Genomic DNA, 19072 nt, shown 5'->3' with positions numbered 1-19072 from the left:
GCCGTCTGCTATCCCTTCCGGGTGAATGCCAGAACCTGATCGTTGGCCACCGGAACCAGGTCCGGATGGTGCCAACCCACTACTTCGCCCACGCCCACCACCATCAGGCCTCCCGGCGCCAGGCGCTCGGCCAGGCGGTTGAGGATTTCACGGCGACGCCAGCGGCGAAAATAGATCAACAGGTTCTGACAGAAGATTACGTCCATGCCGGACATTGGCGCCTTCGCCAGTTCCAGCACATTGAGCCGGGCGCAGCAAACGCGCGCGGCCAGGCTCTCAACAACTTTGAAGCGGCCATCGTCCATGACCTGGAAATAACGTTCGCCCTGGTCAGCATCCAGCTGTTCCAGGCGGCGTGCCCCGTACACCCCTTCCCGCGCCTTGTTCAGGGCGCTGAGGCTGATGTCGGTACCGGTCACACCGAAGAATTCCGGCCGGTCGCTGTCCTGCAGCGCCTCGGCGGCGGCGATCGCCAGCGAATAAGGTTCCTCGCCGCTGGAACAGCCGACGCTCCAGAGCGCCAAGGGGCTGTCCAGGCCCGCAGCGACCCGCTCACGCAAGTAGGCGTCGAGCACGTCGAAGGAGGGGCGATGGCGAAAGAACCGGGTTTCCTGAACGGTGAGGCGGTCCAGCAGCGTGGACCATTCCACAGCACCACGCGGGCCGTCTGTGACCTGGCGGTAGTAGATGCTGTAGTCGTCAACGCCCAGTTCGCGCATCCGTGCAGTGAGATTGGTCTGCAGGAAGGAGCGACGCTGTTCGTTGATCACCACACCCGTGCGTTCCTCGAGCAGCGACTGCCAGTCGTGGAACTGCGCGGGCGTCATGTCGGCCAGGGGTTTCAAGGCCCACACGCCGCTTGGCTGCATGCTGTCGTGCCTCTCGCTCATGGCCGCTGCGCCGCGGCGTCAAGCCGCGGCATCTCCCTTGGTCAGGCCTGTTCCGGAGCGTCCGGCAGGTTGAAGCCGGATACCGATTTGCGCATCTCGCTGGCCATCTTGGCCAGGTTACCAATGCTCTTGGCGGTAGCAGTGGTACCTGCGGAGGTCTGCGAGGTGATCTCCTGGATCACGTTCATGGTGTTGGAGATGTGGCCCGCCGAGGACGCTTGCTGACGAGCGGCGTTGGAGATGTTCTGGATAAGGGCCGCGAGGGTCTTGGATACCTTCTCGATCTCTTCCAGTGCCACACCGGCGTCCTGTGCCAGACGCGCACCACGTACCACCTCGGAGGTGGTCTGTTCCATGGAGATAACCGCTTCGTTGGTGTCGGTCTGAATGGTTTTTACCAGAGCCTCGATCTGCTTGGTCGCGGCGGAGGAACGTTCCGCGAGTCGCTGGACCTCGTCCGCTACCACGGCGAAGCCGCGGCCCGCGTCACCGGCCATGGACGCCTGGATCGCGGCGTTCAGTGCGAGGATGTTGGTCTGGTCGGCAATGTCGTTAATCAGGCTAACGATGTCACCGATCTCCTGGGACGATTCACCGAGGCGTTTGATCCGCTTCGAGGTGTCCTGGATCTGCTCACGGATGTTATCCATGCCGGTGATGGTGTTGTGCACCACTTCGTTGCCTTTGTTGGCGATGGCTACGGAACGTTCCGCTACCGCGGAGGATTCCGAGGCGTTCGCCGATACCTGGTCAATCGACACCGCCATCTCGTTGATGGCCGCCGAGGCGCCGGCGATTTCCTGCGCCTGGTGCTCGGACGCTTCGGCGAGGTGCATTGCAGTGGCCTGGGTTTCCTGGGCCGCCGCCGCTACCTGCACGGCTGTCAGGTTGATGGTCTCTACGAGGTCGCGGAGCTGGTCGATCGAGTAGTTGATGGAGTCCGCAATCGCACCGGTGAAGTCCTCGGTTACGGTCGCGGCCACTGTCAGGTCACCGTCCGCAAGGTCGGCGATTTCGTCGAGCAGTCGCAGAATCGCCGCCTGGTTACGTTCGTTCTTCTCGGCGGTCTCGGCCAGTCGGCTGCGGGTGGTCTGAACCATGACCAGGCCGATCAGGATGATCGAACCCAGGGCCAGGGCGCCCAGCAGGTAACCGGCGAGGGTGTTGAAGCTACGGCCTTCGGCCTGCTTCTCGAAGCCGCCGGCCAGGGTGGAGGCCTTGTCCAGCAGGGTCTGCGAACCGGTGAAGATGGTGTTGGCGGATTCACGGACCTGGAACAGTTCGGGCGAGGTTTCGAGAATCTCGTCCACGGAACCGGAAACGAATTCGAACAGCTCGGAAATCTCTTGCAGACGCTCCAGGGCTTCGTTGTCGGTCACCTTGGAGATTTCCATCGCCGCGTTGCCTTCCAGCATCGCGTTCAGTACGCGACCGAAGAGGCTGGCGTCGCGGCCGAACATGTCGGCGGCCTGTACGGAATCTTCGTCACCGGCCAGTACCTTGTTCACCGAGCCGAGGATACGTTCGGCCAGCAGCGACTGGCGCTGGGCTACCGAGACCTGGTCGGCGGGCGCGCCGCTTTCCAGCAGGATGTCGACCACTTCCTCGTACTCGACCTGCAGCTGCGGAATGGTTTCCGCCAGGGTCGCGGCTACCTGGTGCAGGGAGAGAACGGTCTGTTCGCTGGCAAGGATGGCGTCGGAGTTCTGCCGCAGGCTGTTCCAGTCGGCCTGCACGGCGTCCATCTCGGCCTTCACGCCTTCCGGAGCGGGCGGCAGACCGGTGTTCTCGTCGCCATTGACGAGGATGTTCCAGCGCTTCTCGAAGTCGTTACGGGCGTCTTTCAACAGGGCGAAGGCCTCGGCCTTGCCCGCCGCCGCTTCGGTGGCGTTCTTGGCGATACGCTGGGACAGTACGCGCAGCTCACCGGAGTGGCTGAGGTATTCCTTGTCGTAGTTCGCCTGGGTGTTCAGGTATGCGAAGTTGGCGAACAACAGCACGATGGACACGATCAGGACCACGAACAGCCCTGCGATCAACGTACTACTGCGCGTTCCCGCAAGTAGATTGCCTGCGTTAAGTTTTTTCATTATCGGGCCCCCGCCTGGACCAACAACACAACGATTTCCATGTAACGCCAAAGGGCCGGCATGAACCGGCCCAACCTTGAATCAACGGCACCACCGGTGCCGCGTGCATGCCGGGGAATCGCCCCGCCACACTGAACCGCCCCTCCCGGAAACGGCCCGCCGCACCCGGCCCTGAGGCCGGATGCGGATAAAGCTATACCGCCACGTCGAGGAACACCTGGTGCTGTGCCAGCACATGAGGACTGAACACCAGCCAGGGTTGCTCGCGCTGGAACACGCCGTGGATGAACGGCTGGATCGCCGCCTCCAGGGGAGGCAGTTCCTCGGAGAACGAGTCCACCGGGAAATGCTGCATGCCGTAGACCTCGTCGACGATCAGCCCGGCGAAGATTTCCTGGTGGTCCACCACCAGCACCCGGCGCTGCTTGCGCAGGGGCGACAGTTCACCACCGAAGAACCCGCACAGGTCCATGATCGGCAACAGCCGGCCACGCACGTTGGCCACGCCCTTGACCCAGGACTTCACGCCCGGCAGCAGCGTGTGCCGCGGCTCGTGAAGCACCTCGCCGACCTCGCCCATGGGCGCCACGAACAGGCGCTCGCCCATGCGGAAGCCGATGCCGCTCCAGGTCTGTACGGTTTCCTGCTGCGCAGGGAGGCCCGCCGCCAGCGCACGGCAGCGCTGGTCGATCTCGAGGAGAAGCTGGAAAGGGGTCTGCGCGTCCGACATGCCGGCCAGGGCCTTCTTTCTTCTAGTTATCGACGGACTGTACCGGCATCAGCCGGCCAGTACTGCGTTGAGGGTTTTCAGCAGGGTGTCTTCGTCGATCGGCTTGGTCAGGTAGTCTTTCGCGCCCTGACGCTTGCCCCAGACCTTGTCGGTTTCCTGGTCCTTGGTGGTGACGATGATCACCGGAATGTGGCTGGTCTCGGCGTCCTTGGTCAGCTGACGCGTGGCCTGGAAGCCGTTCAGGCCGGGCATGACGATGTCCATCAGCACGGCGTCGGGTTTTTCCTGGCGAGCCAGGGCAACGCCATCGGCGCCATTCTCGGCCTTGAGTACCTGATGGCCGTGCTTCTCGAGCATGGCGGTCAGTTTGTACATCTCGGTCGGCGAGTCATCAACAATCAGAATACGAGCCATGTTTGTCCCCAAAACGGAAAGGCATCACCGGCCATGGGAGGCCGGACTTCAGGAGGCTTGTTCCACCGGGGTGAAATCAGGCACGTGAGTCTTGATCGCGCCGAGCAACTCTTCCTTGCTGAAAGGCTTGGTGAGGTATTGATCGGAACCAACGATGCGACCCTTGGCCTTATCGAACAGGCCGTCCTTCGAGGACAGCATGATCACCGGGGTGGATTTGAAAGCACTGTTGTTTTTGATCAGGGCGCAGGTCTGATAGCCATCGAGCCGCGGCATCATGATGTCGACGAAAATGATATTGGGGTGAGTATCGGCGATCTTGGCCAATGCGTCGAAGCCGTCGACGGCCGTAATGACCTCGCAACCCACCTTCTTCAGCAGAGTTTCAGCGGTGCGACGAATCGTTTTCGAATCGTCGATCACCATGACCTTCAAACCCTCGGAATGCTGTTCCATGTTCGCCCTACCATCGCCTCGGTGAGTCGTTATTTTGCTTAGTTCAGTGCGCCTGAGGCCCTGTCAGCGACGGGCTACGACCCAATCGTCGGGCCTTTTTAGCACACTCTCCGGACGCAAGCTACAAAGCGCCAGCCTCCGGGAATCCTAGTCCATGCGGCGAGGTTTCCCTTGACCGCGACAACCTCCAGCGCCAACCTGAGCGCCTCGTTACCGGGCCCGGAATTCTCCAGTGCCCCTCTCTATTAAACAGTTGCGGAGAACACACCCATGAGCGTTCGCCTCGGGATCGTCATGGACCCCATTGCGCACATCTCCTTCAAGAAGGACAGCTCCCTGGCCATGCTGCTGGCAGCCCAGGCCCGCGGATGGTCCCTCTACTATATGGAGCAGCAGGACCTGTACCAGAAGGCCGGCGAAGCCCGCGCCCGCATGCGGCCGCTGAAAGTGTTCGCCGATCCTCAACGCTGGTACGAGCTGGAAGACGAGAGCGACGCCCCGCTGGCCGAGCTGGATGTGATCCTGATGCGCAAGGATCCGCCCTTCGACAACGAGTTCGTCTATTCGACCTACCTGCTGGAACAGGCCGAACGCGCCGGCGTGCTGGTGGTGAACCGCCCGCAGAGCCTTCGCGACTGCAACGAGAAGTTCTTCGCCACCCTGTTCCCTCAACTGACCCCACCGACACTGGTCAGTCGCAGGGCTGATATTCTGCGCGAGTTTGCGAAAGAGCAGCGTGACATCATTCTCAAACCCCTTGATGGCATGGGCGGATCGATGATTTTTCGCCACCGCGAGGGCGATCCGAACCTTTCCGTGATTCTCGAGACCCTGACCCGTCACGGCGCCGAGCAGATCATGGCCCAGCGTTACCTGCCCGCGATCAAGGACGGCGATAAGCGCATTCTGATGATAGACGGTGAACCGGTACCCTACTGCCTGGCGCGCATTCCCGCCGCTGGCGAGACCCGGGGCAACCTGGCGGCCGGCGGCCGTGGCGAGGCGCGGCCGCTGTCCGAGCGCGACCGCGAGATCGCCGCCACCGTGGGCCCTACCCTGCGCGAACGCGGCCTGCTGTTCGTCGGCCTGGACGTGATCGGCGACAGCCTCACCGAAATCAACGTCACCAGCCCGACCTGCATCCGCGAGATCGACGCCGCCTATGACACGCGCATCGGTGATCGCCTCATGGACGTCATCCAGACCAAGCTCGCCGAGAACGGGCGCAAGCCCCAAGCTTGATGCAGCTAACAGCTTTGGACATGCAACTTGCAGCCTGCCGCCCCAGTTCGGCAGACTGCGCGCCATCCTGAGCAGACCCGATGTGCGATGAACGCAGCCGCTGATTTTTCCGACTTCCCCTCCTCCGGCGTGCGCCCGGCGGACCGGCTGGGCTTCACCCTGTTCCTCGCGGCCGTGCTGCACGTTGCCTTCATCCTCGGGGTCGGTTTCACCTTTGCCGACCCCAGCCAGATCAGCAAGACCCTGGAAGTCACCCTCGCCAGCTTCAAGAGCGACAAGAAGCCCGAGAAGGCCGATTACCTGGCGCAGATGAACCAGCAGGGCAGCGGCACCCTGGAACACAAGGACACGCCCAAGACCACCGAGCAGGCGCCCTTCCAGGACCAGGAGATCAAGAAGGTCACGCCGCCGGCCGCGCCGCAGCAGGCCGCGCGCCAGGAAGCGCCCAAGGCCGCAGTCGCCACCACCGCACCCAAGGTGCAGAAGACCACGGTCAAGCACGAGGAAGCCAAGCCCGAACCCGAAGCCCGCCCGGCACCGGTGTTCGACAGCACCCAGCTGTCCTCGGAGATCGCCAGCCTGGAGGCCGAGCTGTCCCAGGAACGCCAGCTCTACGCCAAGCGCCCGCGCATCCACCGCCTCAACGCGGCCTCGACCATGCGCGACAAGGGCGCCTGGTACAAGGACGACTGGCGCAAGAAGATCGAGCGCGTCGGCAACCTCAACTACCCCGAGGAAGCCCGCCGCCAGCGCCTCTACGGCAACCTGCGCCTGCTGGTGTCGATCAACCGCGACGGCACCCTTTATGAAGTGCAGCTCCTGGAATCCTCCGGCCAACCGGTGCTGGACCAGGCCGCCATGCGCATCGTCCGCCTCGCAGCACCCTTCGCCCCCTTCACCGGCGACCTGGCCGACATCGACCGCCTGGAAATCATCCGCACCTGGCGTTTCGAGCGCGGCGACCGCCTGTCGAGCAACTGACCGGGCGGGTGCGGCGCAACCGCGCTTGAAGCTTGCGGCGCGAAGGTCGAAACTAGCGCCCATGAAAAGCACCGCGCCCACCTACCTCAAGCACCACTTCCTGATCGCCATGCCGCACATGGACGATCCCAATTTCGCCCAGACCGTCACCTACCTCGTCGAACACAACGAGCAGGGCGCCATGGGCCTGGTGATCAACCGCCCCAACGGCCTCAACCTCAGCGATGTGCTCGAGCAGCTGCGCCCGGAGATCGACCCGCCCGCCCGCTGCCAGACCCTGCCGATCTACGCCGGCGGCCCGGTGCAGACCGACCGCGGCTTCGTCCTCCACCCCAGCGGCCTGACCTTCCAGGCCACCCTGGAGCTGGGCGACCTGGCGCTTTCCACCTCCCAGGACGTGCTCTTCGCCATCGCCGAAGGCCAGGGCCCGGAAAAAAGCCTGATCACCCTCGGCTACGCGGGCTGGGATGCCGGCCAGCTGGAAGCCGAGCTGGTGGACAACGCCTGGCTGACCTGCCCGGCCGACCCGACCATCCTCTTCGACACCGCCGCCGACCAGCGCCTCGCCGCTGCCGCCGCGCGCCTCGGGATCAACCTCAACCTGCTCACCACCCAGGCCGGGCACGCCTGATGGCCGCCAAGCCACTGCGCCTGCTGCTGGGCTTCGACTACGGCACCAAGCAGATCGGCGTCGCCGTCGGCCAGGCCGTCACCGGCCAGGCCCGCGAACTCTGCGTGCTCAAGGCGCAGAACGGCGTACCGGACTGGCAGAAGGTCGAGGCGCTGCTCAAGGAATGGCAGCCGGACGCCATTGTCGTCGGCCTGCCCCTGAACATGGACGGCACCCCCAGCGACATGAGCGAGCGTGCGGAGAAGTTCGCGCGCCGTCTCAACGGCCGCTTCAACCTGCCGGTCTTCACCCATGACGAACGCCTGACCACCTTCGAAGCCAAGGGCCAACGGCTCGCCCAGGGCCAGCGCGGCGGTTACCGCGAGAACCCCGTCGACGCCCTGGCTGCCGCCCTCCTACTGGAAGGCTGGCTGGCGGAACACCCCGGACACGAATAGCGAGGAACGCCCATGACCCTGCCCAACCCGGCCGAACTGCTGCCGCAGATGGCCAGCGCGCTGAACGCCCACCTGGCCGCGCGCGGCATCGCCAACCCCCGTTTCATCGGCATCCGCACCGGCGGTGTCTGGGTCGCCCAGGCCCTGCTGGCGGAACTGGGCAGCGAAGAGCCCCTGGGCACCCTGGACGTTTCCTTCTACCGCGACGACTTCACCCAGAACGGCCTGCACCCGCAGGTGCGCCCGTCCGAGTTGCCGTTCGAGATCGAAGGGCAGCACCTGATCCTCATCGACGACGTATTGATGAGCGGCCGCACCGTGCGCGCCGCCATGAACGAGCTGTTCGACTACGGCCGCCCGGCCAGCGTGACCCTGGTCAGCCTGCTGGACCTCAACGCCCGCGAGCTGCCGATCCGCCCCGACGTGGTCGGCGCCACCCTGTCGCTCGCCGCCGATGAACGGGTAAAATTGCTCGGCCCCGCGCCGCTCGCCCTCGAGCGCCAGGTCCTCACCCCCGCTTCCTGAAACTCCCGACCCCCAGGGCCTGCCCCATGCCGACAGACGCCAAGCGCCCGCTGCAGCTCAACGATCAGGGCCAGCTGCGCCACTTCCTCTCGCTCGACGGCCTGCCCCGCGAGCTGCTGACGGAAATCCTCGACACCGCCGACTCCTTCCTTGAAGTCGGCGCCCGCGCCGTGAAGAAGGTCCCGCTGCTGCGCGGCAAGACCGTGTGCAACGTGTTCTTCGAGAACTCCACGCGCACCCGCACCACCTTCGAACTGGCGGCCCAGCGGCTGTCCGCGGACGTGATCACCCTCAACGTCTCCACCTCCTCCACCAGCAAGGGCGAGACGCTGTTCGACACCCTGCGCAACCTGGAGGCCATGGCCGCCGACATGTTCGTGGTGCGCCACGCCGACTCCGGCGCCGCCCACTTCATCGCCGAGCACGTGTGCCCGGACGTGGCCATCATCAACGGCGGTGACGGGCGCCACGCGCACCCGACCCAGGGCATGCTCGACATGCTCACCATCCGCCGCCACAAGGGTGGTTTCGAGAACCTCTCGGTGGCCATCGTCGGCGACATCCTGCATTCCCGCGTGGCGCGCTCGAACATGCTCGCGCTCAAGGCGCTGGGCTGCCCGGACATCCGCGTGATCGCCCCCAAGACCCTGCTGCCCATCGGCATCGAGCAGTACGGCGTCAGCGTCTACACCGACCTGGCCGAAGGCCTCAAGGACGTCGACGTGGTGATCATGCTGCGCCTGCAGCGCGAGCGCATGCAGGGCGGCCTGCTGCCCAGCGAAGGCGAGTTCTACCGCCTCTACGGCCTCAGCACCCAGCGCCTGGCGCTGGCCAAGCCCGATGCCATCGTCATGCACCCCGGCCCGATCAACCGTGGCGTGGAGATCGAATCGGCGGTGGCCGACGGCGCCCACTCGGTGATCCTCAACCAGGTCACCTACGGCATCGCCATCCGCATGGCCGTGCTGTCCATGGCCATGAGCGGCCAGAACACCCAACGCCAGATCAACCAGGAAGCCGAGGTGCAGAACTGATGCGTACCCACATCATCGGCGCCCGCCTCATCGATCCCGCCAGCGGCACCGACCAGGTCACCGACCTGTACCTGGAAGCCGGCAAGGTGGCCGGCATCGGCCAGGCGCCCGCCGGCTACGAAGCCGAACACAGCATCGACGCCAAGGGCCTGGTGGCCGCGCCCGGCCTGGTGGACCTCAACGCCGCCCTGCGCGAGCCGGGCTACAGCCGCAAGGGCAGCATCGACAGCGAAACCCGTGCCGCCGCCGCCGGTGGCGTCACCAGCCTGTGCTGCCCGCCGCTGACCCGCCCGGTGCTGGACACCCCGGCCGTGGCCGAGCTGATCCTCGACCGCGCCCGCGAAGCCGGCCACACCAAGGTCTTCCCCGTCGGCGCCCTGAGCAAGGGCCTGGCCGGCGAGCAACTGGCCGAGCTGGTCGCCCTGCGCGACACCGGCTGCGTGGCCTTCTCCAACGGCCTGGCCAGTTTCGACAGCAACCGCACCCTGCGCCGCGCCATGGAATACGCGGCCACCTTCAACCTGACGCTGATCTTCCACGCCCAGGACGCTTCGCTCGCGGACGGCGGCATGGCCCACGAGGGCGCCACCGCCGGCTTCCTCGGCCTGGCCGGCATCCCCGAGAGCGCGGAAACCGTGGCCCTGGCCCGTGACCTGCTGCTGGTGGAGCAGAGCGGCGTGCGCGCGCACTTCAGCCAGCTCACCAGCGCCCGGGGCGCACAGATGATCGCCGAAGCCCAGGCCCGCGGCCTGCCGGTGACCGCCGACGTGGCGCTGTACCAGCTGCTGCTCACCGACGAGGCGCTGATCGACTTCTCCAGCCTCTACCACGTGCAACCGCCGCTGCGTACCCGCGCCGACCGCGACGGCCTGCGTGAGGCGGTGAAGAGTGGCGTGATCGGCGCCATCGCCAGTCACCACCAGCCCCACGAGGCGGACGCCAAGCTGGCCCCCTTCGCCGCCACCGAGCCGGGCATCAGCAGCGTCGAGCTGTTGCTGCCGCTGGCCCTGAGCCTGGTGGAGGACGGCCTGCTCGACCTGCCGACCCTGCTCGCCCGCCTCACCGCCGGCCCGGCCCGCGCCCTGCGCCTGCCGGTGGGCCGCCTCGCCGTGGGGGCCCCGGCCGACCTGGTGCTGTTCGACCCGCAAGCCCGCACCCGCGCCGGTGAGCAATGGCTGTCCAAGGGGCGCAACAGCCCCTTCCTCGGCCAGGACCTGCCCGGCAAGGTGCGCTACACCCTGATGGACGGGCACATCACCTATCAGGCCTGAGCCGCCCGGTAACGAAAAGCCCGCCAGATGGCGGGCTTTTTCATGCCTGGCCGAAGGCTCAACGGCGGGCGTTGAGCACCGAGACCTGGGTGTTCAGGGTCCAGAAGTCGTAGAGCACGCCCAGCAGGAAGAAGCCGCCAGTGAACAGGTAGAGGATGCCGGTGATCCACTTGCCCTGGTACATGCGGTGCACGCCGAAGACGCCGAGGAAGGTGAGCAGGATCCAGGCGACGGTGTAGTCGTGGGAGCCGGCGTTGAAGCGCAGCGAGGCTTCGCGGTCCATGGACGGGATGAGGAACAGGTCGATGATCCAGCCGATGAAGAACAGGCCGAAGGTGAAGAACCAGATGGTGCCGCTCACCGGCTTGCCGTAGTAGAAGCGGTGGGCGCCGAGGAAACCGAATATCCACAGCAGGTAGCCGATCAGCATGTTGTGGGTGTCAGGGCGTTGCATGCGTACTCCTTCAGATCGCGACCATCCGTCGACGACGGACTTGCGCAGGCTTCAGGGCCGACAAATACTGTATGCACATACAGCCATTCGCAGCCCTTTCCATGGAACTCATCGACAAACTAACCGTGCTGGCCGACGCCGCCAAGTATGACGTTTCCTGCGCCAGCAGCGCCGCCCCCAAGCGCAGCTCGGCGGGCAAAGCCGGCGTCGGCGCCACCAACGGCATGGGCATCTGCCACAGCTTCACACCCGATGGCCGCTGCGTGGCACTGCTGAAGATCCTGCTGACCAACTTCTGCCTCTACGACTGCCAGTACTGCGTCAACCGCCGCTCCAGCGACGTGCCCCGGGCCCGCTTCACCCCCGAGGAGGTGGTGACCCTGACCCTGGACTTCTACCGGCGCAACTGCATCAGCGGGCTGTTCCTCAGCTCCGGCATCATCCGCTCCTCCGACTACACCATGGAGCAGCTGATCCGCGTGGCCCGCCTGCTGCGCGAAGAGCACCAGTTCCGCGGCTACATCCACCTGAAGACCATCCCCGACGCGGCGCCGGAGCTGATAGCCGAAGCCGGGCGCTACGCCGACCGCCTCAGCGTCAACATCGAGCTGCCCACCGAGGACGGCCTCACCCGCCTGGCCCCGGAGAAGCGCGGTGCACCGATCCGCCGCGCCATGGGGCGCATCCGCCTGGGCGTAGAGGAGGCCAGCGCGGAGAAACGCGCACCGGCCTTCGCCCCTGCCGGGCAGAGCACGCAGATGATCGTCGGCGCCGACGACACCGACGACCGCACCATCCTCGACACCGCGCAGACGCTGTACGGCGCCTATCGCCTGAAGCGCGTCTACTACTCCGCCTTCAGCCCCATCCCGCAGAGCCCGAAGACCGTGCCCTTCGAAGCGCCGCCGCTGCTGCGCGAACACCGCCTGTACCAGGCCGACTTCCTCCTGCGCGGCTACGGCTTCGCGGTGAGCGAGCTGATCGCCACCCCCGGCAACCTGCCCCTGGACATCGACCCCAAGCTGGCCTGGGCCCTGGCCAACCGCGCGCAGTTTCCCCTCGACCTGAACCGCGCCGAGCCGGCGATGATCGCCCGCGTGCCCGGCATCGGCGTGCTCAGCGCCAACCGCCTGGTGGAGCTGCGCCGCCAGCGACGCATCCGCTACGCCGACGTGGCGCGCCTGCGCTGTGCCATGGAAAAGGCCAAGCCCTTCATCGTCACCCAGGACTACCGCCCCCGTGACGCCACCCTGGAATCCACCGTGCTGCGCCAGCGCCTGGGGGATGCCCCGGTCCAGCAGATGGCCCTCTGGTGATGCGCGCCATCCGCTTCGACGGCAGCTTCGCCGGCTGGCGTGACCAGGCCCGGCAGCTGCTGCTGGAGGGCATCGAGCCCCAGGCCGTGGACTGGACGCCCGGGCTGTTCGACGGCGACGACGCAGCGCCCTCCCCCGCCGGCGCCGCCAGCGTGTCCATCCCCCGGGAGCTGCCGGCGCTGTTGGCCGACGCCGCACGTTTCCGCGCCCACGACCGCTGGGCCTTGCTCTACCAGGTGCTCTGGCGCGTGGCACAGGGGGACCGCAGCGCCATGCTCGCCGGCGACCGCGACGGTTCCGAACTGCAGCGGCGGATCAAGGCGGTGCGCCGCGAAGCCCACCACATGCACGCCTTCCTGCGCTTCCGCCCCGGCGACAAGGCGCAAGGCGCCCCGGACTACCTGGCCTGGCACGAACCCGCCCACGACGTGCTGGACCTGGGCGCCGAGCACTTCGTGCCGCGCATGGGCCGCCACAGCTGGCTGATCGGCACGCCGGAAGGGCTCGCCCACTTCGACGGCGAGCACCTGGCCTACCAGTCGCCCTGCCCGCCTGGCCTGTGCGAGGCCATCGAAGGTCACGACGACCCGAGCCAATCCCTGTGGACGGCCTACTACCGCAGCACCTTCAACCCGTCCCGCCTGAACCCCGAGGTGATGCGCAGCCATATGCCGGCACGCTTCTGGAAGCACCTGGCGGAAGGCGCGCTGATCCCCGAACTGGTAGCCGACGCCCGCACCGGCCGGCAGCGCCTGGCCCAGGCGCCGGAGGTGGGCGCCCGCCAGGGCAAGGAGGTGCTGATCGCCCGCGACGCCGCGCAACCGGAACGGGCACCCGACACCCGCCTGGACCAGTGCCGGCGCTGCGACATCTGGCGCAACGCGACCTGCGCCGTGCCAGGCGAAGGTCCGGCGCAGGCGCGGATCATGCTGGTGGGCGAACAGCCGGGTGACCAGGAGGACCTGGCCGGGCGCCCCTTCCTCGGCCCCGCCGGCCAGGTGCTGCAGCGCGCCCTGGCCGACGCCGGGCTGTCACGCCAGGCGGTCTACCTGACCAACGCGGTGAAACACTTCAAGTGGGAGCCCCGGGGCGGCGCACTGGGTCGCGCGGCGACGCGCTGGCACACCACACCCAAGCCGGCGGAGATCCGCGCCTGCCACCCCTGGCTGGCCCGCGAACTGGAGGAGCGCCAGCCGCAATGGGTGGTGGCCCTGGGGCGTACCGCGCTGGCTTCGCTGCTGGGCCTGCATGACCCGCAGCGCATCCGCCTGGCCGATTACCTCGGCAAGCCGCTGCGTCATGAAGGCAGGTGGATTTCAGTGGCACCGCACCCAGCGGCGGTGCTGCGCAACCGCGACGGCGGCGAGCAGCTCTACCGGGAGCTGGTGGACGCCCTGCGGCAGGCGCAGCAGGGCGAAGGGGCGGTCAGCGGAAGCGACGGCCCGGGTCTTCCTCGGACACTTCCAGCGACAGGCCACCGCTCATGCTCGTGAGGTGATCGCCGTCGGTTTCGGAGCCGAGCTTGATCATCAAGCGCAGGTCGTTCGCCGAGTCGGCGTAGAGCAGCGCGTCTTCGTAGGTGATCTCGCCCTGGGAGTAGAGGGTGTACAGCGCCTGGTCGAAGGTCTGCATGCCCTGCTCGGTGGAGCGCTTCATCAGCGGCTTGAGCTCGTGGACCTCGCCCTTGCGGATCAGGTCGGCGGCCAGCGGGGTGTTGATCAGCACCTCGATCACCGCGCGGCGACCCTTGCCGTCCGGGGTCGGCACCAGTTGCTGGGCGACGATGGCCTTGAGGTTGAGGGACAGGTCCATCCACACCTGCTGCTGACGGTCGGCAGGGAAGAAGTTGATGATCCGGTCCAGCGCCTGGTTGGCGTTGTTGGCGTGCAGGGTGGCCAGGCACAGGTGACCGGTTTCGGCGAAGGCCACGGCATGGTCCATGGTTTCGCGGGTCCGCACCTCACCGATGAGGATCACGTCCGGCGCCTGGCGCAGGGTGTTCTTCAGCGCCACTTCGAAGGACTCGGTATCGATGCCCACTTCGCGCTGGGTGACGATGCAGCTCTGGTGCTGGTGGATGTACTCGATCGGGTCTTCGATGGAGATGATGTGGCCGCTGCTGTTCTTGTTGCGGTAGCCGATCATCGCCGCCAGGGAAGTGGACTTGCCGGTGCCGGTGGCGCCAACGAAGAGCACCAGGCCGCGCTTGGTCAGCGCCAGCTTCTTGAGGATTTCCGGCAGCTTGAGGTCATCCAGGGTGGGGATGTTGGTCTCGATGCGGCGCAGCACCATGCCCACCAGATTGCGCTGGTAGAAGGCACTGACGCGGAAACGGCCGATGCCCCGGGCGCTGATGGCGAAGTTGCACTCGTGGTTCTCGGCGAAGTCACGGCGCTGCTGCTCGTTCATCACCGCGAGAACGGTTTCGCGGGTCTGCTCCGGGGACATGGCGTTCTTGGTCACGGGCATGATCTTGCCGTTGACCTTCATCGACGGGGGGACGCCGGCGGTGATGAACAGGTCGGAGCCGCCCTTCTCGACCATCAGGCGCAACAGTTTCTCGAATTCCATGGTCTTTCTCGCAGTGAACGTGCCGGTCGCCTGGGGCGACGCCGAAAGCCCCGATGACCGGGGTTGCCGTCGCGGCATGGCGCCGCGCTACGGCGAAACGGGCACCCCGACCGGGGCGCCCGTCGCTGGTTAGAAGTTTTCCGGGCTCTTGGCCTTCTCGCGCGCGCTTTCGCGGCTCACCAGGCCCTTGGCCACCAGCCCCTTGAGGCAGCTGTCCAGGGTTTGCATGCCGAGGCCGCCGCCGGTCTGGATGGCGGAATACATCTGCGCCACCTTGTCCTCGCGGATCAGGTTACGGATGGCCGGGGTGCCGATCATGATCTCGTGGGCCGCCACACGGCCACCGCCGATCTTCTTCAGCAGGGTCTGGGAAATGACCGACTGCAGGGATTCGGAGAGCATCGAGCGGACCATGGACTTTTCCTCGGCCGGGAACACGTCGACTACGCGGTCGATGGTCTTGGCGGCGGAGGTGGTGTGCAGGGTGCCGAACACCAGGTGACCGGTTTCCGCGGCGGTCAGTGCCAGGCGGATGGTCTCCAGGTCGCGCATCTCACCCACCAGGATGATGTCCGGGTCTTCCCGCAGTGCCGAGCGCAGGGCTTCGTTGAAGCCGAGGGTGTCGCGGTGCACCTCGCGCTGGTTGATCAGGCACTTCTTCGATTCGTGAACGAATTCGATGGGGTCTTCGACCGTGAGGATGTGGTGATACTTGGTGCCGTTGAGGTAGTCGAGCATCGCCGCCAGGGTGGTGGACTTGCCCGAGCCGGTGGGACCGGTCACCAGCACCAGGCCGCGCGGCACGTCGGAGATCTTCTTGAAGATCTCACCCATGCCCAGGTCTTCCATGCTCAGTACCTTCGAGGGAATGGTACGGAACACGGCGCCGGCGCCACGGTTCTGGTTGAAGGCGTTGACCCGGAAACGCGCTACGCCAGGCACTTCGAAGGAGAAGTCGGTCTCGAGGAACTCCTCGTAGTCCTTGCGCTGCTTGTCGTTCATGATGTCGTAGATCAGCGCGTGCACCTGCTTGTGGTCCATGGCCGGCAGGTTGATGCGGCGCACGTCACCGTCGACGCGGATCATCGGCGGCAGGCCAGCAGAGAGATGCAGGTCCGACGCGCCCTGCTTCGCGCTGAAGGCAAGCAGCTCAGTAATATCCATGGGACTCCCCAATTCCAAGCGGTTAGAATGCCGCAGACCCACTCAGGCCGGGCTGTAGAGCGCAGGTAATGTCCACGATAGCAGAGAATATTGCAAAGGTTCGCGCGCGTATCCGTGAGGCGGCGCAAGCCTCGGAGCGTGATTTTTCCGCCATCGGCCTGCTGGCCGTGAGCAAGACCAAACCGGCGGCCGCGATCCGCGAGGCCCATGCCTGCGGCGTGGTCGACTTCGGCGAGAACTACCTGCAGGAGGCCCTGGCCAAGCAGCAGGAACTGGCCGACCTGCCGCTGACCTGGCATTTCATCGGCCCCATCCAGTCGAACAAGACCAAGCCCATCGCCGAGCACTTCCACTGGGTGCACTCGGTGGACCGCCTGAAGATCGCCGAGCGCCTCTCCGCACAGCGCCCGGCCGGCCTGGCGCCACTGAACGTCTGCCTGCAGGTGAACGTCAGCGGCGAGGCGAGCAAGTCCGGCTGCGCCCCCGAGGACCTTTCGGCCCTGGCCGCCGCCGTGGCGGCCCTGCCCAACCTGCACCTGCGCGGGTTGATGGCCATTCCCGAACCCACCGAGGACCGCGCCGAGCAGCACGCGGCCTTCGCCCGCCTCCAGCAACTGTCCCATTCACTGAACCTGCCGCTGGACACCCTGTCCATGGGCATGAGCCACGATCTCGAAGCGGCCATCGCCGAGGGCGCCACCTGGGTCCGCATCGGTACGGCCCTGTTCGGCGCCCGCGACTACGGCCAGCCCGCACAGCAATAAGAAGGAAGCATCCATGAGCACTACCCGCATCGCGTTCATCGGCGCCGGCAACATGGCCGCCAGCCTGATCGGCGGCCTGCGCGCCCAGGGCGTACCGGCCAGCCACATCCGCGCCAGCGATCCCGGCGCCGAGCAGCGCGCCAAGGTGGCCGCCGAGCACGGCATCGAAGTGGTGGAAAGCAACGCCGAGGCGGTACGTGACGCCGACGTGGTGGTGCTGGCCACCAAGCCCCAGGTGATGAAGGCCGTGTGCGAGGCGCTGGCACCGAGCCTGTCCGCCGGCCAGCTGATCGTTTCCATCGCCGCCGGCATCCCCAGCGCCAGCCTCGCGCGCTGGCTGGGCGTCGACTCCATTGTGCGTTGCATGCCCAACACCCCGGCGCTGCTGGGCGAAGGCGCCAGCGGCCTGTACGCCACCGCGGCGGTCAGCGCCGAGCAGCGCCAGCAGGCCGAGCAACTGCTCAGCGCCGTGGGCATCGCCCTGTGGCTGGACGAGGAAAAGCAGATCGACGCCGTGACCGCCGTTTCCGGCAGCGGCCCGGCCTACTTCTTCCTGCTCATGGAGGCCATGACCGCCGCCGGCGAGAAGCTCGGCCTGGCCCCGGACGTCGCCGCCCGCCTGACCCTGCAGACCGCCCTCGGTGCGGCGCGCATGGCGGTGGCCAGCGATGTCGGCCCGGACGAGCTGCGCCGCCGCGTGACCTCGCCCAACGGCACCACCGAAGCGGCCATCAAGTCCTTCCAGGGCAACGCCTTCGAGTCCCTGGTGGAGCAGGCGCTGCAAGCCGCCGACAACCGCTCCGCCGAACTGGCGGAACAGCTGGGCCAGTGACCGCCATGCGCCCGTCGTCGACGCGTTGCCCGCGCTCCCCGCTGGAGCGCGTCGCTGCGGGCGCCACCCTGCTTGCCCTCATCCTTGCCGGCACCGCCGCCCGGGCGGCCGAATGCCCCGCTCCGGTGACGCTGGAGCACGCGGTGGCCAGCGCAAAGCAGGAACTGCAGCGCCGCCTCGACGAGCGCACCGGCGAGATGGACGACAGCCTCGCCCCGCCCCTGGTGGCAGCGCTGGACGCCTATAAGGAGAGCCTCGCCGCCGCCATCGACGCACAGCTGGCGTGCAGCGACGAAACCGTCGACCCCGATGGGCTGCAGGCAACGCTGGCCGCGCACCTGGCGCCGAGCAATGGCGCCCGCGAAGCCGGCGACGACAGCCTCCGCCTGGTGGTGCGCCGCGAGGACACCCCCGATCCCATGCTGCTGGTCAACGCCGGTTTCGACATCCCCTGTGGCGACGACAACCTGCTGCTCGGCTACAGCCGCGAGAACGGCCACTGGGTGCGCAGCCTGGACTGGCGCAGCAACGGCTACAGCGAGATATCCGGCGCCAACGGCGACTTCTTCCGCCACCTGCGCCTGCCCGGCGGCCAGCTGGTGATCGCCCACGGCACCCCTTGGTGCACCTCGCGCTGGAGCCGCCTGAGCATCGACATCGTGCAGCCGCGCCAGGGCGACACGCCCCAGCGCGTGCTCGACCATGTCGAGCACGGCTATGTGCGTGACGAAGTGGAAACCCGCCTCAAGCCCAGCCCGGACGGTTTCGAGCTGCGCACCGAAGTCGGCATGCTGGATGTGGACATCCTCACCCGCCCCGGCATCCTCCGTTACCGCCTGGATGGCGAGGCGCTGCACCGCGTGCAGCCCGCCGCCAAGAGCGGCCGCGACTTCGTCGACGAGTGGCTGCAGGTCGGCGCCGACACCGCCCGCGAATGGAGCGAGCCGGACAACGCCAGCGAATCCCTGCTCGCCCGCGAGCACCTGCTGGCCCTCGAAGCCCGCCGCGACGTGACCCTGAACTATGGCGCCGTGCGCGGCTGCCAGGCCGCGCTGGAGCGCTTCCAGGTGGAACTGGAGCTGACCAGCGAACAGCCCCTGGAAGGCGGCCCCCATCGCTACCTGGCGATCCGCCAGGAGCCCGGTGGCTTCACCCTGCTGTCGGTGAGCGATGCCGCCGACCCGGCCTGCCAGGGCCCGGACCTGATGGCCAGGCGCTGAGGAAACCACCGTGCATACAGCCCGCAACAGATTTCCGCGACCGTTCGCCA

At 66.8% G+C, this 19072-nt stretch carries 20 protein-coding genes; 12 read left to right on the top strand and 8 right to left on the bottom strand.

What is annotated here, in order from left to right; all coding sequences use genetic code 11:
• Positions 1–8: 8 nt before the first annotated feature.
• The 5 genes from OEJ36_RS11940 to pilG all read right to left on the bottom strand — a co-directional run bounded on the left by OEJ36_RS11940 (position 9) and on the right by pilG (position 4580).
• Positions 9–869: a CheR family methyltransferase gene (locus OEJ36_RS11940; protein ID WP_263401730.1), complete on the bottom strand. Its 861-nt coding sequence runs from the start codon at positions 867–869 to the stop codon at positions 9–11.
• A 62-nt stretch (positions 870–931) separates the two neighbouring features.
• Positions 932–2980, bottom strand: a complete 2049-nt coding sequence (locus OEJ36_RS11935; RefSeq protein ID WP_031287349.1) for a methyl-accepting chemotaxis protein — start codon at positions 2978–2980, stop codon at positions 932–934.
• Between the two features lie 193 nt (positions 2981–3173).
• Positions 3174–3710 (bottom strand): chemotaxis protein CheW, encoded by a 537-nt coding sequence (locus tag OEJ36_RS11930; protein WP_021218374.1) that lies wholly within the window; start codon positions 3708–3710, stop codon positions 3174–3176.
• A 48-nt stretch (positions 3711–3758) separates the two neighbouring features.
• On the bottom strand, positions 3759–4124 hold the full coding sequence (gene pilH / locus OEJ36_RS11925) for a twitching motility response regulator PilH (protein WP_003458790.1): 366 nt from the start codon (positions 4122–4124) through the stop codon (positions 3759–3761).
• Positions 4125–4172: 48 nt separating this feature from the next.
• Positions 4173–4580 (bottom strand): twitching motility response regulator PilG, encoded by a 408-nt coding sequence (gene pilG / locus OEJ36_RS11920; protein ID WP_021218373.1) that lies wholly within the window; start codon positions 4578–4580, stop codon positions 4173–4175.
• A gap of 270 nt (positions 4581–4850) precedes the next feature.
• On the opposite strand from pilG, the gene gshB reads away from it, so the two are divergent.
• From gshB to OEJ36_RS11885, 7 genes are all read left to right on the top strand, one after another.
• On the top strand, positions 4851–5822 hold the full coding sequence (gene gshB / locus OEJ36_RS11915; protein WP_184488419.1) for a glutathione synthase: 972 nt from the start codon (positions 4851–4853) through the stop codon (positions 5820–5822).
• 87 nt (positions 5823–5909) lie between these two features.
• Positions 5910–6803, top strand: coding sequence for an energy transducer TonB (locus OEJ36_RS11910; RefSeq protein ID WP_263401657.1), 894 nt, complete (start codon positions 5910–5912; stop codon positions 6801–6803).
• A gap of 61 nt (positions 6804–6864) precedes the next feature.
• On the top strand, positions 6865–7434 hold the full coding sequence (locus OEJ36_RS11905) for a YqgE/AlgH family protein (protein ID WP_263401656.1): 570 nt from the start codon (positions 6865–6867) through the stop codon (positions 7432–7434).
• A complete protein-coding gene (gene ruvX, locus OEJ36_RS11900) occupies positions 7431–7871 on the top strand; it encodes a Holliday junction resolvase RuvX (RefSeq protein WP_263401729.1) in 441 nt (146 codons plus the stop codon). The genes OEJ36_RS11905 and ruvX overlap by 4 nt, the downstream gene beginning before the upstream one ends.
• A 12-nt stretch (positions 7872–7883) precedes the next feature.
• Positions 7884–8396 carry a bifunctional pyr operon transcriptional regulator/uracil phosphoribosyltransferase PyrR gene (gene pyrR, locus OEJ36_RS11895; RefSeq protein ID WP_021218368.1) on the top strand — a complete coding sequence of 171 codons (513 nt, stop codon included), beginning with the start codon at positions 7884–7886 and terminating at the stop codon, positions 8394–8396.
• 26 nt (positions 8397–8422) lie between these two features.
• On the top strand, positions 8423–9430 hold the full coding sequence (locus tag OEJ36_RS11890) for an aspartate carbamoyltransferase catalytic subunit (protein ID WP_021218367.1): 1008 nt from the start codon (positions 8423–8425) through the stop codon (positions 9428–9430).
• Positions 9430–10701, top strand: coding sequence for a dihydroorotase (locus OEJ36_RS11885; protein WP_263401655.1), 1272 nt, complete (start codon positions 9430–9432; stop codon positions 10699–10701). Before OEJ36_RS11890 ends, OEJ36_RS11885 begins: the two co-directional genes overlap by 1 nt.
• Positions 10702–10759: 58 nt before the next feature.
• Here OEJ36_RS11885 and OEJ36_RS11880 read toward each other — a convergent pair whose 3' ends face one another.
• Entirely contained in the window at positions 10760–11155 is a 396-nt protein-coding gene (locus OEJ36_RS11880) for an NINE protein (RefSeq protein ID WP_263401654.1), read from the bottom strand.
• A gap of 101 nt (positions 11156–11256) precedes the next feature.
• Here OEJ36_RS11880 and OEJ36_RS11875 point away from each other — a divergent pair, with 101 nt between their 5' ends.
• Positions 11257–12471: a putative DNA modification/repair radical SAM protein gene (locus OEJ36_RS11875; protein ID WP_263401653.1), complete on the top strand. Its 1215-nt coding sequence runs from the start codon at positions 11257–11259 to the stop codon at positions 12469–12471.
• Positions 12471–13964, top strand: a complete 1494-nt coding sequence (locus OEJ36_RS11870) for a UdgX family uracil-DNA binding protein (protein WP_263401652.1) — start codon at positions 12471–12473, stop codon at positions 13962–13964. The genes OEJ36_RS11875 and OEJ36_RS11870 overlap by 1 nt, the downstream gene beginning before the upstream one ends.
• Here the strand turns inward: OEJ36_RS11870 and OEJ36_RS11865 are convergent.
• Both OEJ36_RS11865 and pilT read right to left on the bottom strand, forming a co-directional pair.
• The gene (locus OEJ36_RS11865) at positions 13897–15042 is read right to left on the bottom strand and encodes a PilT/PilU family type 4a pilus ATPase (protein ID WP_021218362.1); all 1146 of its coding nucleotides are present in this window, start codon (positions 15040–15042) and stop codon (positions 13897–13899) included. The genes OEJ36_RS11870 and OEJ36_RS11865 overlap by 68 nt on opposite strands.
• 129 nt (positions 15043–15171) lie before the next feature.
• Entirely contained in the window at positions 15172–16206 is a 1035-nt protein-coding gene (pilT, locus tag OEJ36_RS11860) for a type IV pilus twitching motility protein PilT (RefSeq protein WP_111262598.1), read from the bottom strand.
• Between the two features lie 68 nt (positions 16207–16274).
• Between pilT and OEJ36_RS11855 the strand changes: the two genes are divergently transcribed.
• Genes OEJ36_RS11855 through OEJ36_RS11845 form a run of 3 tightly spaced genes read left to right on the top strand, consistent with a single transcriptional unit; the run spans position 16275 to position 19022 of the window.
• Positions 16275–16970 (top strand): YggS family pyridoxal phosphate-dependent enzyme, encoded by a 696-nt coding sequence (locus tag OEJ36_RS11855; RefSeq protein WP_263401651.1) that lies wholly within the window; start codon positions 16275–16277, stop codon positions 16968–16970.
• 13 nt (positions 16971–16983) lie between these two features.
• A complete protein-coding gene (proC, locus tag OEJ36_RS11850) occupies positions 16984–17802 on the top strand; it encodes a pyrroline-5-carboxylate reductase (protein WP_021218359.1) in 819 nt (272 codons plus the stop codon).
• 5 nt (positions 17803–17807) lie between these two features.
• Complete coding sequence (locus tag OEJ36_RS11845) at positions 17808–19022, top strand: hypothetical protein (RefSeq protein ID WP_263401650.1); 1215 nt, start codon at positions 17808–17810, stop codon at positions 19020–19022.
• Positions 19023–19072 lie beyond the last annotated feature (50 nt).

Source organism: Pseudomonas sp. PDM13 (assembly GCF_025685765.1).
Classification (GTDB): Bacteria; Pseudomonadota; Gammaproteobacteria; order Pseudomonadales; family Pseudomonadaceae; genus Metapseudomonas; species Metapseudomonas solani.
This window is presented reverse-complemented; position numbering and strand designations above follow the sequence as displayed.

What these genes read in the sequence shown, in the direction of transcription:
- OEJ36_RS11940 (WP_263401730.1), bottom strand. Translation starts at nt 869, where the DNA reads ATGCAGCCAAGCGGCGTGTGGGCCTTGAAACCCCTGGCCGACATGACG.
- OEJ36_RS11935 (WP_031287349.1), bottom strand. Translation starts at nt 2,980, where the DNA reads ATGAAAAAACTTAACGCAGGCAATCTACTTGCGGGAACGCGCAGTAGT.
- OEJ36_RS11930 (WP_021218374.1), bottom strand. Translation starts at nt 3,710, where the DNA reads ATGTCGGACGCGCAGACCCCTTTCCAGCTTCTCCTCGAGATCGACCAG.
- pilH (WP_003458790.1), bottom strand. Translation starts at nt 4,124, where the DNA reads ATGGCTCGTATTCTGATTGTTGATGACTCGCCGACCGAGATGTACAAA.
- pilG (WP_021218373.1), bottom strand. Translation starts at nt 4,580, where the DNA reads ATGGAACAGCATTCCGAGGGTTTGAAGGTCATGGTGATCGACGATTCG.
- gshB (WP_184488419.1), top strand. Translation starts at nt 4,851, where the DNA reads ATGAGCGTTCGCCTCGGGATCGTCATGGACCCCATTGCGCACATCTCC.
- OEJ36_RS11910 (WP_263401657.1), top strand. Translation starts at nt 5,910, where the DNA reads ATGAACGCAGCCGCTGATTTTTCCGACTTCCCCTCCTCCGGCGTGCGC.
- OEJ36_RS11905 (WP_263401656.1), top strand. Translation starts at nt 6,865, where the DNA reads ATGAAAAGCACCGCGCCCACCTACCTCAAGCACCACTTCCTGATCGCC.
- pyrR (WP_021218368.1), top strand. Translation starts at nt 7,884, where the DNA reads ATGACCCTGCCCAACCCGGCCGAACTGCTGCCGCAGATGGCCAGCGCG.
- OEJ36_RS11890 (WP_021218367.1), top strand. Translation starts at nt 8,423, where the DNA reads ATGCCGACAGACGCCAAGCGCCCGCTGCAGCTCAACGATCAGGGCCAG.
- OEJ36_RS11885 (WP_263401655.1), top strand. Translation starts at nt 9,430, where the DNA reads ATGCGTACCCACATCATCGGCGCCCGCCTCATCGATCCCGCCAGCGGC.
- OEJ36_RS11880 (WP_263401654.1), bottom strand. Translation starts at nt 11,155, where the DNA reads ATGCAACGCCCTGACACCCACAACATGCTGATCGGCTACCTGCTGTGG.
- OEJ36_RS11875 (WP_263401653.1), top strand. Translation starts at nt 11,257, where the DNA reads ATGGAACTCATCGACAAACTAACCGTGCTGGCCGACGCCGCCAAGTAT.
- OEJ36_RS11870 (WP_263401652.1), top strand. Translation starts at nt 12,471, where the DNA reads ATGCGCGCCATCCGCTTCGACGGCAGCTTCGCCGGCTGGCGTGACCAG.
- OEJ36_RS11865 (WP_021218362.1), bottom strand. Translation starts at nt 15,042, where the DNA reads ATGGAATTCGAGAAACTGTTGCGCCTGATGGTCGAGAAGGGCGGCTCC.
- pilT (WP_111262598.1), bottom strand. Translation starts at nt 16,206, where the DNA reads ATGGATATTACTGAGCTGCTTGCCTTCAGCGCGAAGCAGGGCGCGTCG.
- OEJ36_RS11855 (WP_263401651.1), top strand. Translation starts at nt 16,275, where the DNA reads ATGTCCACGATAGCAGAGAATATTGCAAAGGTTCGCGCGCGTATCCGT.
- proC (WP_021218359.1), top strand. Translation starts at nt 16,984, where the DNA reads ATGAGCACTACCCGCATCGCGTTCATCGGCGCCGGCAACATGGCCGCC.
- OEJ36_RS11845 (WP_263401650.1), top strand. Translation starts at nt 17,808, where the DNA reads ATGCGCCCGTCGTCGACGCGTTGCCCGCGCTCCCCGCTGGAGCGCGTC.